We start from the raw sequence: 14,760 nt of genomic DNA on the forward strand, positions 1-14,760 counted from the left end.
CAATGAAACGACTACTCGCGCGTCTTCACCTCTACGCACTGACGCATCCCAATATCGTTCTTGCAGGCGTTCTCGTGTCCGTTTTCATGGGCCGCCTGTCATTCACGAATCTGCCGCTCGCCATTTCGATTGCTGCGATCGCGATCGCACTCACGTGGCACTACCTCTTGCCTCAGCGCCTGCGGCTCTCGAATGCGCGCCTCGCATTCACGGCGCTCGCTTCGCTCATCGGAACGAGCCTGCTGTTCGCGGCACCCGCTGATGCGACCTCGATCGGCGGTATCGCGACCGCGCTGAAGAACGATATGGGTTCGGTCTACGACGCGATTGTGTATGGCTGCTACGGTCTCGGCATCACGAGTACCGGCGTCGGCATCAACAACGGCATCAAGAAATCGAAGGGTGACCAACAGGTGACGAACGGCTCGATTTTTGGCTACGGCCTCGGCGGACCAGCCCTCGGCATGGTTGGCTACATCATGGATTCGGCCGCTGAATCCATGGGCGGCGGCGCAAGCAGCATGAACAAGCTGCCGGGCGGCCTGTAATACCCCCTCCCACGAGACCCACATCATGAACACGCCAATCGACTCGCGTAAGTACGCCACGCTTGACGAGGATGCGGTGCGCAATGCCGGAGTCTCGTGGGAGGAAGCAACGCAAGGCATGGCCGCTCCCGATCCCAATCTCGGGGCAAACTTCGTCACCCGTCGCTACAAGGACATTGTGTTTTCCGTCAAGCGGAAGATCTGGCGACAGGACGACGAAGGTATGGAGTCGGCAAACGCCGAATACAAGAAGAAGCGCCCGGCCGTTCTGGTGAAGGGCGGCAACAAGTGTGTTTTCTGTGGCTTTCGTTCGAAGCACACGGAAGTCCACCACTGTAACGATAATCACGCCGACAACCGCGACGAAAACCTCGAAATTGCAGATCCGCTGTGCCACGGCACACAACACATCGGTCAGGTGGGGAGTCAGCGACAAGGCGTCTTCATCAACCTCGAAGGCTTGCCGCAGGCTGAGGTCAATCATCTTCAGCGCACGATCGCCGTGGTACTGGAGATGGGAAGCGAGCAGGAGAAGTCCGACGCGCGCGCGCTCTTGCAACACCTCGCCAGTCGTGCCGAACTGATCGCCTCGGAATGGGGTAGTGCGAACCCTTCGGACTTCGGGAACGCACTACTGCGGCTTCATGACGAGGATCTCGAAAAGCGTGTGAGTGCTTTCGCTGGAATGGCACTGCTGTACCGACCTGTCCGCTTTATGGAGTACATCGGTCAGTGGATCGAAGAGAGCTACAAGTCACTTCCTCTAAAGATGTGGGGTCAAATTCATGAGCGCGCACGAGCAGCAAGGTAGTGCTCTCGCGACCTCGGACCCAAAAGACACTGCTGTCGCCTGCCCCGATATCGGCATCATGCTGTACGACAACCCGAAGGAATGCACCTCGGGGCACGCATCCGTCAACGGTTCGAGGCCGACGCACGTGCGGCAGCCGTCCGACCTTGCAAACAACGTTATCTGGATCACGAACGCCGATTACGGACAGTTCATCACGCTCGGCCATCGGAACGTCCACAACCTGCGCGGTAATACCTTTCTTCGCACGCAAGTCCACCAGATCGCTGCCGATCTTGGATACGAATTGGCAGGAGCACACGCCGTCGATGCGGCTCCAGTTCTGTCCGAGGTCGCATCGCGCGTATTCAAGCTCACGGCTGCGAGCTACGAATGGAAGCCCGGCGAGATCGCTAACGCGGACTCGCTTCACGAAAACATCAAGTCGCGCTTTCCGCGTGACACGTACCCGTCGAACAATCCGGCGCTCGAACGCGCATTGCGTGCCGCGTACCAGACCGATTCGGCGATCACGCGCGCGGACTTCGTGCCGAATTCCGTGTTCCTGACGCTGCGCATGAACAGGTTGGCTCATGCAAAGAAGGTGCTTTCCTGCCCGATTCCTGACGATGCGTGGGAGCACATACCCGAAGTAAAACTGCCTACCGGCCAACGCGAGCGCCTGGCCTTCTGTCTGAAACACGACACGCCAATCCTTGCTGAGGTGGTAATGGATATGACGCGCGCGGACTCCGAATACGCTGCGCTGGCCGCATTCGGACAGAAGGTTGCATCCCGCATGGTCCTGCGCGAATGGGTATCGCACCCTGAACTCATCTGGTTGTCTCGTTTTGCGCCGATCGAAATCAAGTCCGTGTTTCGATCCGCCGAGTACAAGGCGCTGCACGAGCGGACGGCGCTTCCACAGACGTTGACGGAAGATCCGTTGATGGAACTGTCTTACTCCGCTGGTCTCCTTGCGGAGAATCATTGGGTTTCGCTCGCGAGCGATGAATACCACCGTCTCACAAGAAAGAAGTCGCTGACTCCGCGAGCCGTATGGCTTCGAGCGGCTGATCGCGCGTTGTGCTTTTCGCTCGCGAAGAAGGCCCTCGACCATGGCTTTACCGTCACTGGCTACTCTGCCGGGGCAGTGCGCGTCCGGCTTCTCCGGTCGGAGCTTTTGCACGCCTTGGAATTTGCCGTCGAGAATCAGGTGGTCTGCCCGAATTTCAACCGAATCATCCAGGAGGACGACGTTCATGCAGCCACCGGATAACGCGCCTCTTGACTTCGCGCTGCTGGCCGAGGTGATGTGCGCCGCAGCGATTCGATCAGGAGACTTGCTCGCGCTGGACAAGATCGCCGAGTTGCCAATGTCCGATCGAGCGATGCACGCGACGATGGTGATCAGCAAATCGGCAACCGCTGATCCCGATATCGCGAGGGTTCTAACCGAAACGAAAGCAGTTCACACCATGCGTAATGAAATCATGCGTCGGAGATCGAATCCATGACCATCGTATCGAACATTCTGGACAACGTTGAGTCGCTCATCGCGTGGATATCGAGCCACGCACTCGGCGCAGATCTTCCGTCGTACTGTCAGCTTGAAACGGCGATTGGACTCGACCCTGACGACCAACGCGCAAAGCAGATGGCAGCGATGGACCCGAAAGGGGCGCGCCCTTACATTCTCATCACGCGCCAATGCGCGATGCTGACGGTCTTCGAACTGACGGGTTCGATGGACGTGGTTGGTGACGCCGAGTTCGAACAGATCACAGACGATCTGCGCCGGGCGATGACCTCGTACTTCCAGAAAGCGGGGCATTCGGTCGAGATCACTTTCGAGCGCGACCCGGACATGATCCGCTCGAAAGTGAAGAACCTGATGCAACCGGCCTATGACACGTGCGATCGTGTCGGCCTAGACCTGAAGGACATGCTCGATGACCGGTGCGATCGCGTGGCCGCGTTGTGCTCGCATGAGTCCTGTTACGTGATGCTTTACACGCACCTGTCCTCAATGGCTCCCGACGAACTGAAGCGAGAGATGGAGACGCACAAGCTGCGCATCAAGGAAAACAAGGTGCAACCGATGCTTGAGGCGCAGTCCGTGACCGCCATCCTGAAGGGACTGCTGCATCGGCACGAGACGTTTGTCGATGCGATGGAGCGCGACTTTTTGCATGCGAAGCTTCACGTCGAAAGACTCTCAACGCATGAAGCAGCGCGAGCGATCCGTCAATCGTATGATCGCCGCCGCACGGATCACAAATGGAAGCCGGTGCTGCCCGGCGACAAGTTCACGCCTCGGAATCTCCGCAACGGTTCCGCAAGCGGCTACTACTTGCCGAAGCTTCAGGAGCAGATGTGCTCCGGCAAGATGTACACCGACGGCGACTTCGCATACATCAACGGCGAGTACCACGGCTCGGCATACATGGAAGTCGGCCCGCAAGAGATCCACGACTTCATGATGTTGTTCAATCGCGTGGGGAAAGACATTCCCTGGCGAATCAAGTTCGCGATTGAGCCGGGTGGCCTCGAAGCGAACAAGTTCAAGAACGTAATGGTTAGCGTCATCGGGTTCCTGGGCAACACGAACAAGGCTATCAAGCGTTCGTTCGACGCGATCGAGCAGGCTCGTCAAAACAACGAATGCATCGTCACGGTTCGGATCACCGCCTCGACATGGGGGCCGGACAAGAAGACGTGCGAAGACCGGCTGTCGGCGCTGGTTAGTGCCATGCAAGGTTGGGGCGTCGCGCAGATCAGCACGGATACCGGCGATCCTATCCAAGGTCTCGCATCGACCATTCCGGGCTTTTCCGACAAGTCGATCGCGCCCAAGCTGATCCCGCCTTTGTCGGACATCGTTCGGCTGTTGCCTATTCAACGTGCGGCATCGCCGTGGTATGCGGGTGGATCGATCCTGCTTCGAACCCTCGACGGAAAGGTGTATCCGTTCCAGCCGAACTCGTCGTTGCAGACCGCATGGATTGATCTGATTTGGGCAATCATGGGGTCGGGCAAGTCCGTTTGGCTCAACACGCTGAATCTCGGCGCGATCCTGTCGCCCGGCCTGCGCCGCCTGCCGCTGATCACCATCATCGACGTGGGCGTGAGTTCGAGTGGTCTCATCGAGCTTCTGCAAAATGCGTTGCCAGAGGACCGCAAGCATGAAGCCATCTACATTCGACTCAGGAACAACGCCGAGTTCGCGATCAACCCGTTTGACACGTTGCCGGGTTGCCGATTCCCGACTGAGATGGATCGCGAATACCTGGTGTCGTTGCTGACCGCGCTCGCGACTCCGGTCGGCAAGAAAGAGCCTTACGCGAACGCACCGGAACTGGCCGGCATGCTCGTGGATGAGGTGTATCAGAAATATGGTTCTGCCGGTTCCGAGAAGCGTTATGAACCGACGATCGACACGGAAGTCGATGCTGCGCTCGAAGCGATAGGTTTCAGTCACGATGAATACACGTCGTGGTGGAATGTGACCGATGCGTTGACCGTTGCAGGCAAAACGCGTGAAGCGCGGCTGGCCCAACGATTCGCCGTCCCGGTTCTTTCTGACGTTATCGAAGCACTCGGAGCGGAGAGCGTGCGTTCCATCTTTTCGCCGAAGGAGGATTCAAAGGCGAAGGTCGAAAACGGAATGGATCTGCTCGACGCCATGCAAATGGTCATTACCACGGCGCTCCGTGACTTCCCGATCATCGCGTCGCACACTCGATTCGAATTGAGCGATCAATCCCGCGTGGTGGCACTCGATCTGGAAGAGGTGACACGAGGTTCGGGCGAGACCGGTGAACGAAGGGCAGAGATCATGTATGTCTTCGCGCGACAGATCGCAGCGCGGCAATACTACTTGCCGGAGGACATTTCCGAGCTTGCCCCTTCGATCTATCACGAGGCGCACAAGCAGAAGTACGAAGACATCAAGGACGAGATGAAGGCGATGTGCATGGACGAGCTTCACCGGACGGCGGGGAAGAAATCGATTCGGCGTCTGCTTTCGCTCGATCGCCGTGAAGGCCGCAAGCACGGCATCCGTGTGTCGCTCGCTTCTCAGTTCATGGGCGACTTCGAGACTGACGGGGAATCCATCACCGAATCGGCTTTCTCAGTCTACATCATGAACGCTGGCAGTCAGAAGTCTCGCAAAGAGGCGAAGGACATGTTCGGCCTGTCGGACTCTGCGATCGCGGCGTTGCAGCGCGACGTGCGCGGTGCGGGCAAGTTCCTCGCCTGGCACCAAACGAAGACGGGAGTCGTCACGCAGGTGCTGCACAACGCACCTGGTGCGATCGAGTTGTGGGCTTTTTCGACCACGGCGAAGGACGTTGGACTGCGGCGACGGCTCTATAAGCGCATGCCGCCCGCGCTCGCGCGGAAGATCCTTGCCAAGGAATTTCCGAGCGGAAGTGCAGCGCAGTACATGGAAGCACGTCAGGCAGAACAAGGCGCTAAGGATGACGACAACATCATCGACACCGTAGCCAACGAACTGATCGTGAAGTACCACCTCGACACACAAACGACGGAGCGTGCAGCATGAGCAATCCGAGACAACGTAGCCGGGCAGGGAAGGTCGTCCGTTTCGGACTGTTATCGCTCATACCCGGCTACCCGATCTACAAGGCAGCGGCATCGCTGAAGAAGAACGTCCAGTTGGGAGCGAAGACCCTCGCCGATCGGAACCGGCAACTGGCAGAGCAACGCCGAGATCCACGCGTCGTAACGTACAACGAGGCGCTTGCCAAGCGGACGCCCGAGTCGCTCCCGCTCGAGGCGATCGAACTGTCCAGCGTTAGGCACAAGCGCTTCTTCCTGGCCGTTGCAACCGTTTCGGCGGCATTCCTTTTTGGCAGCACGGTCGGAGGGAACTACTTTGGCACGTTCCTCGGCGGGTTGTTTGTGGTGTTCTGCCTGATGCTCGCCATCAAGTACGAGCACCGCCTTTGGCAGATGGAAACCGGCAAAGTCGCACCCGACGAACCGCTTGGCAGCTTCCGCAAGTTTTTTTCCACGCGCGGCGTGCTAAAGCGGATTTTGAATCCCCGCCTTTTCTAGGCAATCTCATGTCCTGATATATTCGTATCGTTGTATCGATACACAAGAGGAAGACCAATGAAGCCATTTACGAGAAGGTGGGGGTCAAGAGCGGCAGCGTTCGGCCTATTTTTGATCTCGATGGCCGCGTCTGCTCAGTCGTCGGTTTCCATGGGCGACATTCAGAACGCGGCAAACCGCAGTGGCGACAAGTCGATGTCGCTGCTGGAACTGGTCTACGGGTCGGTGGTACACAACCCGCTTGCGGCCGGTGGTGGGTCGGGCGGCATGATTGCGCAACTTTTCCTTGTGCTGAATTCGTGCATGCTCGCGGTCGGTGCGATTTGGGCCATGTATCACTTTGGCTCCGCAATGATCGCGACCGGGCAGGACGGTGAGTTCATGGGACAAAAGAAGTCCTCGCCCTGGTTCATCATCCGCCTGGGCGTCGGCTTCACAGGACTGGTGCCGATCTTCGGCGGGTATTGCGGCGCGCAGATGGTGATGCTGTGGGGAACGATGCTCGGCGTGGGCATTGCGAACCTTTCGCTCGACGCGGCAGTTTCAGTGCTCAACAGCGGTGGATCGATGATCGCGACGCCAGCCTCGCCGCAGGCCACCACACTGGCGAAGGCTCTCTTCGAAGCGAACCTGTGCGCGCAGGCGGCTAACACGGCGATCGCCAATATGCCGAACGACAGCGGCGTGTCCGTCGATCCGGCCGAGAATTTCACCGCGATCACGACGAGCAACAAGGTCGTGCTCATGAACCAACGCGGCCTTTCGTGCGGCGGAGCAGAGATCGACATTACACAACCGCCGACGCTGCCATCGTATGACGGCATGGCCGTCTATTCGCTCGACCCTGGGTCGATCTACTCGCAGATGCTCAGCGCACATCAGAGCGCATTGAGCACGCTCCAGTCCACGTTGTCTGCCGCTGCGCAAGCTTACGTGTCATCCGTGAACGGGCAGACTCAGCCGGCAGATCCGCAGAACACTATCAATCAGGCCGCGCTCCAGTACCAGGCTACGATTTCGCAGGCGATATCCAATTCCTCGACAGCAATCAGCGGACTCGCGAGTGTGATCCAGTCGAACCTTCAACGCGACGGCTGGATCATGATGGGCGCGTGGTATCAGACTTTTGCGCAGGCGAACTCGCAGGTGACGACGCTCGCGAACGCGACGGCCGCCGCTGTGCCAGGCACCGACGCCGACAACATGCCGTACCCGCAGCTATACCGGAAGGTCAGCGCGACGTATGCGCAGCAGAATCAACAGGACGCCTCGACTTCAACCACGCAAAGCCTGGTGAGCAACCTGACGACCGGGACGACGGACCCGAAGAACTTCCTCTCGAAGATCTTCCCTGGTCAGCAGATCGTCCAGATGGCTATCAATCTGAATTCCGGGCAAGGTCCGGCAGGCTCGACAAATCCGCTCATCGGCATGAAGAACCTCGGCGACTATATCCTCGACGCTGGTTGGACTGCGCTCGGTGCGTATGCCGTCTGGAAGGGTCTGGAGGGTGCTTCGGACTCCAATGTTGGAAAGCTGATAGGCGTGGTCGGCGACGTGGCGACAGGCGGCATGCTCGGTGCCGCCAAGGGCGCAGCAAAGGGCGTCCTCGATGCATTGGCTCCGTTTGTCGTGATCATGTGCATCACGTTGTTCTTCTTCGGCGCGATGCTGTCGATCTACATTCCGATGCTTCCGTTCATCATCTGGTTCAGCGGCGTTTTGTCGTGGTACGCCGTCGTCGGCGAGTCGATGGTTGCGTCGCCGCTTTGGGCGATGACGCACCTCGACGGTGAAGGGGAGGGTATGGGCCAGCGGCCGACGCACGGCTATATCTTTCTGCTCAACGTCATGTTCCGGCCGGTATTCATGGAGATCGGCTTCGTCCTCGCAGGAGCCGGCATCGTCGTGCTTGGCACACTGCTGAACACGATGTTCGGCGTTGCAATGCAGAACGCTCAATATGATTCCACGACGGGCCTCGTGAGCATCATCGGCTATATCGTGCTCTATGTCGGTATGTGTCAGACGTTGTGCAACAGCACGTTCAGCCTGATTCACATCGTTCCCGACCAGGTGTTCTCTTGGGTCGGCGGCCAGATGGCGTCGCGTATGCCGGAACTGGAGGATCGTGTGAACCGGCTCTTCGGTACGGGCGTTGGGCACGGCGGCAGCAATGCTCGCGGGCTTGGAACGTCGCTCGGCGGAGGCGGGCCGGGCACGCCTGCTGGACCGGCAAGCACTGCGCCTGTTGGCAAGATGGAGGTGTAACGCTCGCGCCTTGCCAGAAAGCGAAAAGCCCGCGCGAGCGGGCTTTTTTCACTTCTTAACGGGCTAGACGCTTACGCCGCGCGCTTGCCGTTCGCGACGGGGTTGAAACCACCGTCGAAGATCCGTTGACGGTTCTGCTGCACGAGTAGGTAGTTACGCGGGTCCACGCGGGCGAGTTCCTTGATGGCCGCGTCTTTCAACGCCTCCAATCCGGCCGCGTTCGCCTGGCTGATGCGAAGCTGACGCTCAAGGTTTTCGGCGTAGGCTTTCCACTGCTCTGCGCTGCGATGCGCCGCCTGTGCCCGACCAAAAATCACTGCGTCCATTTTTCGCTCCTGCGATGCGCCGAACAACCGGCTTGGTTTGAACTATAGCGCAAGATTTTCGGACCTCGCAACATCCAATTTAGCAAATCGCAGCAATTCACGCTGTTGCGTATCGCCCATACGCTGCGTAGAACGGCTCAGGCGGGCTTCGGAGGGCGTCGGACGCTCATTGCCATTCAGAGACCGCCCGCATCGGCATGCAGCCCGTTTTGTTGGCTCGCTCAAGTCGCCCCCTCGTGTCATCAAGCGATCGGTGTTCAAGGTTTTCTATCTCATTCGTAGTCGAAGCCTGTGGACTTGTGGGCAGCCGCCGACCTGTTGGCAAGGGGTGGGCAACCCACAGGGTTGTCCATCCTTGTCAACAGGGAACCGCGTAGCGGTTAGGCGGGAACCCTGCGAAGCAGGGCTGTCCACAAATCCATAGGCCAGCAGACCACTGAGTTATTCACGGAAAACTGCTCCTTATTAGTTGAATAGAAATAAATACTTGTAAACCGACAGGGTAAACCTAAAGGCGTAAACTACTTGGGGACACCGGAAACCCAATACGGGCAAGGGATTGCGAACAACTGGCGCGACCAATTAACCTCATGGGCGCGACCAATTAACCTCATACCCGCGACCAGTTCACCCCGGATGCGCGACTAATTAACCTCGGATAACTCTAAATCTCGCGACCAAATAACCCTGCATAAATCGGACTATCCACAGAGTTTATCCACAGCAACACGCGCGACCAGATAACCTCGAACCGCCTCGGGCGAGGGAGCGACCAGATAACCTCAAGCGCGACCAAATCACCCCAGGCGCGACCAGATAACCCGCGAGTATTGCTGCGCGACCAAATAACCTCAAGCCAGCGCGACCAAATAACCTCACGGCGCCTGGCGCGACCAAATAACCTCGAAACCGGACGCCAAAGCGCGACCAGATAACCTCAAAACAGCGAATGGCGCGGTAAGTGCGGGTGCGTCGAAAGTGCGTCGATTCTGCGTCATTGGTCTTATGCGGGATGGGCGCGACCAAATAACCTCATCGGAACGAGGTGAGTGCTTGCTTGCGGTGGGGAGGGGGAAGGGGAGGTAAGTGCCCGCTCTCGCGCGAGAAGCGCTGCGGAAAAGACGGACAATGGGGCACGAGTCGCGCAAGGCGCGACCAAATAACCTCACAGCCTGACCGGAGAATCAGCCGTTGACGACTTCGAGGCGGGGCGCGACCGGGGTGGGAGACGGAAGGAGAACGAGACCGCTATCGCTGTAGTCCACATTGAGTCGTGGGTAGACAGCCTTGACCGAGTTGAGCGCCTTGAGGAAATCTGCGCGGAAGTCGCGCAGTCGCCCGTAGCTCGAACCGAACTGATTGTAGAGTTGCTGCCACGTCGGGCGGGAGGCGTTTCTCAGCGAGAACATCCGATAGGCGAGCCACTGGTAGATATCCAGTTCGAGAGGCGATTGCTGTAGCGCAAGGACGGCACGCAGGTCCAGCGGTATGCAATGAGCGGTGATCTCGTGGAAAAACTTCTCGGTGAGGGTGATCTCGCTCTGGAAAAGCGAATCCTGACGTTCGTTCTCGTTTTGATCGAAAAACAGCGTGAAATCTTCGGCGAATTGCAGGAGGTCCGTCTTCTTCATCCTCGCCGTGTCCAAGTCGCCGGTGATGAACGCCGCGCGCGCGTTGAGAAGGCGGTCTGCCTGGTCGATGAGTCGGCGGCCGGCCCCGTTCTTCCCCCTGCTGCGGTCGATATTCAGTTTGCGGCAGAACTCTGCGAAGTTTCCACCTGTGCTGATGCGTCGGCTGCCTGTCCGAACGGCCTCCGAAGTCAGCCAGATAACAAACAGGCGCGGGTACGTGCCGAAGGGGATGCCCTTGAGAGGGTCGCCCTGAATCCAGAGGGTGTAGTCGCCGTTCTTGCGAACCCATGCGCCGTTAGTAAGCTGCTCGGGCTTGGGATTGCGATACGGGAGCGAAGCCGAGACCAGGCACTTTGCGCCGAAAGCTTTTTCGTCGTCCCGTGGTTCTGCGGAGAGGATCTCCGTGGACGTGTCGATGATCTTGGCGCTGCGATTGACGCTTTGACGTGCGAGTGAAGTGGTTTCGGACATGAGCAATGCTCCCGAGGCGGCTCAGAGATTCTGTATAGATACAACGATACGTAATCTACGAAATACGATCCATTATGTCAAGGAAGATCATACGTCAAACGAATATGAATAGCCAAGTGACAAGGGGAAGGTCACAGGGGCCGAGTTCGGGAAACCGGCCTAAAGGACGGCGCGAACGCCCGCGCCGATTGGGCCGCGCCTCCGAGCGCGGCCGTTGTATTGCGTGTTGTTTTTCGGGAACGAGGGCAGGGAAGAGGCAGGGCTTCGCGACTTAGCGGGGAATGAAGCGCTTGCGAGGGTCGATCTTGTCGCGCGGGTCGATCGCCTGTGTGGTCGTGTCGGCCACGACGGTTCGGGATGAACCGGCAATGTGCTCGCCCGCATGGGCAATCTCGGCAAGGAGTCCAAGGCCGCCGAGCGTGGCGAGGTGATTCAGCCCTTCCGTTTCGCCGCTTTCCAGTTCGGACACAGCGACTCGAGCAACTGCGGACGGCCTGACGATCGGTGTCGATGGAGTATTGGCTGGCTCGGCTGGACGAGGCTTCAGCTTGGGTTTGATTGGGGCATTCACCAGAACCTCCTTGACTGGTAGGCAAAAAATTGACGTGATTGCGTATCGTCGATATCATACGCAATCACCAAAACCGATCCTAGCACAATGGTCCGTGGCCTTGGAAACCCGCGCAGCGATCTGATCGACCTGATCACTTCCGAGGTCGGCCGGATGGTCGCGCGTCGAATTGATGATGCACATGGTTATGACACGGCAAAGCCGAGCAAGGCTGTCCGGTCGGCGGCTGTTCGTATGGTCGAGATTGTCAGGGCGATGGATCGCGACCAGATGGAAGCGTGTCACGCGCAACTGAATACCTTTTTCCGGTTGGTCCCGTTTAGCGAAGCGATTCCGGTAGCAGTAGAGATCGAACTGAAGTGGCCACATCACATCGAGACGCTGCCGGAAGCAAATCAACGGCTCGATCTGATTCGCAAGGGCGGTGAGTACGCCATGATCTTCAGCCCCGAGAAGATCGAGAACGTGCTCGCATGCATTGCCGAAATCGAAGCGAGGCAATAGCGATGCCGTACATCCCTTTCCCCGTGCAGGAACAATCGTTTGAGGCGTGCGTAGTTCAGGCCGAGCAGAAGTACGCCGTTCCCTCCTGCATTCTGCGCGCTGTCCACGAAACGGAGTCGTCCGGCGCTCTCAGTCCCGGTCTCGTGCGTGCGAACCGGAACGGCACGAAAGACTATGGTGTGACGCAGATCAACACCGTGTGGACCAACTATTTCCAGCGGAACTTCGGCATTTCTGCGACGCAGTTCGCCGACAACGCGTGCCTTGCCGTGAATGGTGCCGCCTACATCATCCGCTACGAGATCAATGCGTCCGGTGACTTCTGGACGGGCGTCGGCAACTACCACAGCCGGACGCCGGGCGAGCACAACCGGTACGTGAGAAAAGTCGCTGCTGAAGCGGAGAGGTTCGGATGCCAGATCAGGTAAGCAACCGCAGTTCTGCCCCGCTCTTCATCCTGTCGGCCATCATCATAGGATGCGCGACGGTGCTGATGTGGCATCTCAAGCACGAGGTGATCACGCAAAAGCTGCTGATCTGGAAGGCATATGAAGTCTTGCCGGTTTCGTACCTTTCGGGGACGGCCGACGAGCTAAAAGGACGGCTGGTTCTCTATTTTCGCTACGCGCGGGTGATGACGTTCAAGGAGGTCTTCATCCTCGGGTGGCAGATCGGCGCGTTTTATGTGGTGATACCGATCGGAATGAGCGCGTGGATCGCATGGAAGGCGCTGCGGCATCCGATCGTTCTGGCAACGCGCGTCCATACAGTTCAGTCCCTGCTCGAAGTGCAGAGCAAATCTTTTTCCGCAGTCGCGCCGATTCTTCTGCGCGATCTGACGGATGACCCATCGCCTGAATGGGCCTCTTCAATGCATCCCGAGGAGTGGGTCGCAGAGCACGGATTGATCGTCAACGAGCGGCTGGAGATCGATCGGACCAGAGATCTTTTGGTGAGGCAGCTAGGGAAGCCGGTTACATCGCTCGGGAAGCTGAAAGCGCACGAGAAAGCGCTATTCGCAATCTTCGGACTGCGCGTCTTTTTCAAAGACACGAAGGCTTCGCAGGCATTGATTGATGCGCTCAATTACAGCGCGATCAACGTGAAATCGAGGCCGAATTTCGCTTTGGCGCGAGAAGCGTTCGCGCGTTGCGCGTGTGCGAAGCCGGCGAAGAAATGGCTTATGAAGCATCCGTATCCAAGGACGCTTCTAATGGCCTTGCTTATCGAGTCCAGGCAGATGGGCGTTCTACCGTCGTCAAACTTCATTTGGCTGAAGCCCCTGGACCGCGCCCTCTGGTATCCGTTGAACACTGCTGGCCGAAAAGTGCCATTCATGGAGTCGGCCGGAGTCTTCAACCAGATGCAGGCTGAAGAAGTAGCGTGGGACAACAACTGCGTGCTCACCGAGCCGCACGTTGATGATGCGATAAAGGGTCTTCAGCAGTACCTCGAAGAGACAGGCATCCTCGACGCGCCGACGAAAAACGAATTCACACTGAGGAATCCAAATGAAGCTAAGTCTTGAGAGAAGCGCTCCGGTGCCGAAGGATTGCGTGTTGGTTGAACCGGACGGAACGGTGTTTATGTCGTTCATGCAGACCGGCTTCATCAAGGCGGTTTCGCGGACCCGGTATGCGAGCGGTGATGCGGCGGCCACAGGCGCTTTCATGGTGTCGTCGGCGCAACCGAAGGATGGCGAAGATAGCGATGCGATGCATGCACTGACGTTCGTCAGCGAAGCTTCCGGGGACGAAAAGATCGTGATCCTGGAGCGTTTTCATACAAAGGACGATGCGGAGGCGGCATGGTCGATGGTTCATCGTTCGCTGCGCCGATACGTCGTGAACGAGCGGCGCAAACGTGCCTGGCGAACCCTCCTGAGATATGTCGGCGTGCCGTTTATTGTGCTGGCCGTAGGGATGGCGATGGTGCGCTACCTCGATTCGCACAACGGTTCGCTGGAAGCGCTGAACGCAATCATGCGTGCGGCAGGAACAATGGGTGGCACGCAGGCGAACCAGAACACCTCGCAACAGGCGATGTCGCAACTGCTGCCGCTCGCGGCGAGTGCGCCTGCGCCTGTTGCAGATACAAAGCAGTCGGGGGGCGTGGCCGCCGTCTCGCAGATGGCGTCGATTCACTTCGGATTGGACAACCAGCCGCCTGAAAAGACGCTGTATGTGTATTCGGACCCGAACTGTCCGGCCTGCAAGCAGTTCGAGTCGCATATCACCGATCTGGCAAAGGACTTTTCCGTCTACGTGCTGCCGGTTGCATATCAGGGAGACGACCACGGCAAGGCGGCGGCTGACGCACTGTGCGCCAAGGATCAGCAAGGCGCATGGGTCAGCGCGCTTGGTGGAGTTGTGTTCCCGGACGGCAGCGATTGTCTCGCTGGCTATACCGGCGTAAAGGCGAACATGCAGCAGTTCGAGCGACTCGGCTTCAACTCGACGCCGCGTGTTGTCAGCGGGACCGGATTCATCTTCCCGGAAGGGGCACCGGCCAAGATGATCCGTCTGCAAGCTGCCGAGAAGTAAAACCCGCGCGAACACCCGAC

General features: G+C 58.4%; 14 protein-coding genes. 11 read left to right on the forward strand and 3 right to left on the reverse strand.

All coding sequences use genetic code 11. The features are described 5' to 3' along the window. Nucleotides 1–2: 2 nt before the first annotated feature. The 7 genes from AB4Y31_RS29790 to AB4Y31_RS29820 are packed head-to-tail and all read left to right on the forward strand — an operon-like array spanning nt 3 to nt 8,694. Complete coding sequence (locus tag AB4Y31_RS29790; protein WP_368677151.1) at nt 3–548, forward strand: hypothetical protein; 546 nt, start codon at nt 3–5, stop codon at nt 546–548. 25 nt (nt 549–573) lie between these two features. Next, complete coding sequence (locus AB4Y31_RS29795) at nt 574–1,359, forward strand: HNH endonuclease (RefSeq protein ID WP_368677152.1); 786 nt, start codon at nt 574–576, stop codon at nt 1,357–1,359. Next, nucleotides 1,334–2,617 carry a hypothetical protein gene (locus AB4Y31_RS29800; RefSeq protein ID WP_368677153.1) on the forward strand — a complete coding sequence of 428 codons (1,284 nt, stop codon included), beginning with the start codon at nt 1,334–1,336 and terminating at the stop codon, nt 2,615–2,617. The genes AB4Y31_RS29795 and AB4Y31_RS29800 overlap by 26 nt, the downstream gene beginning before the upstream one ends. After that, nucleotides 2,601–2,855: a hypothetical protein gene (locus AB4Y31_RS29805; protein ID WP_368677154.1), complete on the forward strand. Its 255-nt coding sequence runs from the start codon at nt 2,601–2,603 to the stop codon at nt 2,853–2,855. The genes AB4Y31_RS29800 and AB4Y31_RS29805 overlap by 17 nt, the downstream gene beginning before the upstream one ends. After that, on the forward strand, nt 2,852–5,908 hold the full coding sequence (locus AB4Y31_RS29810; RefSeq protein WP_368677155.1) for a hypothetical protein: 3,057 nt from the start codon (nt 2,852–2,854) through the stop codon (nt 5,906–5,908). Before AB4Y31_RS29805 ends, AB4Y31_RS29810 begins: the two co-directional genes overlap by 4 nt. Beyond that, a complete protein-coding gene (locus AB4Y31_RS29815; protein WP_368677156.1) occupies nt 5,905–6,423 on the forward strand; it encodes a hypothetical protein in 519 nt (172 codons plus the stop codon). Before AB4Y31_RS29810 ends, AB4Y31_RS29815 begins: the two co-directional genes overlap by 4 nt. 57 nt (nt 6,424–6,480) lie before the next feature. Beyond that, nucleotides 6,481–8,694, forward strand: a complete 2,214-nt coding sequence (locus tag AB4Y31_RS29820; RefSeq protein ID WP_368677157.1) for a DotA/TraY family protein — start codon at nt 6,481–6,483, stop codon at nt 8,692–8,694. Nucleotides 8,695–8,765: 71 nt separating this feature from the next. On the opposite strand, the gene AB4Y31_RS29825 is transcribed toward AB4Y31_RS29820, so the two are convergent. From AB4Y31_RS29825 to AB4Y31_RS29835, 3 genes are all read right to left on the reverse strand, one after another. Next, nucleotides 8,766–9,020 (reverse strand): hypothetical protein, encoded by a 255-nt coding sequence (locus tag AB4Y31_RS29825; protein WP_368677158.1) that lies wholly within the window; start codon nt 9,018–9,020, stop codon nt 8,766–8,768. 1,184 nt (nt 9,021–10,204) lie between these two features. Further along, a complete protein-coding gene (locus AB4Y31_RS29830) occupies nt 10,205–11,122 on the reverse strand; it encodes a replication protein RepA (protein ID WP_368677159.1) in 918 nt (305 codons plus the stop codon). A gap of 271 nt (nt 11,123–11,393) precedes the next feature. Continuing rightward, nucleotides 11,394–11,591, reverse strand: a complete 198-nt coding sequence (locus tag AB4Y31_RS29835) for a hypothetical protein (protein WP_368677160.1) — start codon at nt 11,589–11,591, stop codon at nt 11,394–11,396. A gap of 189 nt (nt 11,592–11,780) precedes the next feature. Between AB4Y31_RS29835 and AB4Y31_RS29840 the strand changes: the two genes are divergently transcribed. The 4 genes from AB4Y31_RS29840 (at nt 11,781) to AB4Y31_RS29855 (ending at nt 14,740) form a co-directional block, all read left to right on the forward strand. Beyond that, nucleotides 11,781–12,197: a hypothetical protein gene (locus AB4Y31_RS29840; protein WP_368677161.1), complete on the forward strand. Its 417-nt coding sequence runs from the start codon at nt 11,781–11,783 to the stop codon at nt 12,195–12,197. Nucleotides 12,198–12,199: 2 nt separating this feature from the next. After that, on the forward strand, nt 12,200–12,625 hold the full coding sequence (locus AB4Y31_RS29845; RefSeq protein ID WP_368677162.1) for a lytic transglycosylase domain-containing protein: 426 nt from the start codon (nt 12,200–12,202) through the stop codon (nt 12,623–12,625). Nucleotides 12,626–12,690: 65 nt separating this feature from the next. After that, nucleotides 12,691–13,725: a conjugal transfer protein TrbA gene (locus AB4Y31_RS29850; RefSeq protein WP_368677163.1), complete on the forward strand. Its 1,035-nt coding sequence runs from the start codon at nt 12,691–12,693 to the stop codon at nt 13,723–13,725. Further along, nucleotides 13,709–14,740 carry a thioredoxin fold domain-containing protein gene (locus AB4Y31_RS29855; RefSeq protein ID WP_368677164.1) on the forward strand — a complete coding sequence of 344 codons (1,032 nt, stop codon included), beginning with the start codon at nt 13,709–13,711 and terminating at the stop codon, nt 14,738–14,740. Before AB4Y31_RS29850 ends, AB4Y31_RS29855 begins: the two co-directional genes overlap by 17 nt. The last annotated feature ends 20 nt before the right edge of the window (nt 14,741–14,760 follow it).

Source organism: Trinickia sp. EG282A (assembly GCF_040965455.1).
Taxonomy (GTDB): Bacteria; Pseudomonadota; Gammaproteobacteria; order Burkholderiales; family Burkholderiaceae; genus Trinickia; species Trinickia symbiotica.

Excerpts from the sequence above, each read along its gene's own strand:
- AB4Y31_RS29820 (WP_368677157.1), top strand. The coding sequence starts at position 6,481 with ATGAAGCCATTTACGAGAAGGTGGGGGTCAAGAGCGGCAGCGTTCGGC.
- AB4Y31_RS29810 (WP_368677155.1), top strand. The coding sequence starts at position 2,852 with ATGACCATCGTATCGAACATTCTGGACAACGTTGAGTCGCTCATCGCG.
- AB4Y31_RS29840 (WP_368677161.1), top strand. The coding sequence starts at position 11,781 with ATGGTCCGTGGCCTTGGAAACCCGCGCAGCGATCTGATCGACCTGATC.
- AB4Y31_RS29790 (WP_368677151.1), top strand. The coding sequence starts at position 3 with ATGAAACGACTACTCGCGCGTCTTCACCTCTACGCACTGACGCATCCC.
- AB4Y31_RS29805 (WP_368677154.1), top strand. The coding sequence starts at position 2,601 with ATGCAGCCACCGGATAACGCGCCTCTTGACTTCGCGCTGCTGGCCGAG.
- AB4Y31_RS29845 (WP_368677162.1), top strand. The coding sequence starts at position 12,200 with ATGCCGTACATCCCTTTCCCCGTGCAGGAACAATCGTTTGAGGCGTGC.
- AB4Y31_RS29800 (WP_368677153.1), top strand. The coding sequence starts at position 1,334 with ATGAGCGCGCACGAGCAGCAAGGTAGTGCTCTCGCGACCTCGGACCCA.
- AB4Y31_RS29855 (WP_368677164.1), top strand. The coding sequence starts at position 13,709 with ATGAAGCTAAGTCTTGAGAGAAGCGCTCCGGTGCCGAAGGATTGCGTG.
- AB4Y31_RS29850 (WP_368677163.1), top strand. The coding sequence starts at position 12,691 with ATGTGGCATCTCAAGCACGAGGTGATCACGCAAAAGCTGCTGATCTGG.
- AB4Y31_RS29795 (WP_368677152.1), top strand. The coding sequence starts at position 574 with ATGAACACGCCAATCGACTCGCGTAAGTACGCCACGCTTGACGAGGAT.
- AB4Y31_RS29825 (WP_368677158.1), bottom strand. The coding sequence starts at position 9,020 with ATGGACGCAGTGATTTTTGGTCGGGCACAGGCGGCGCATCGCAGCGCA.
- AB4Y31_RS29815 (WP_368677156.1), top strand. The coding sequence starts at position 5,905 with ATGAGCAATCCGAGACAACGTAGCCGGGCAGGGAAGGTCGTCCGTTTC.
- AB4Y31_RS29830 (WP_368677159.1), bottom strand. The coding sequence starts at position 11,122 with ATGTCCGAAACCACTTCACTCGCACGTCAAAGCGTCAATCGCAGCGCC.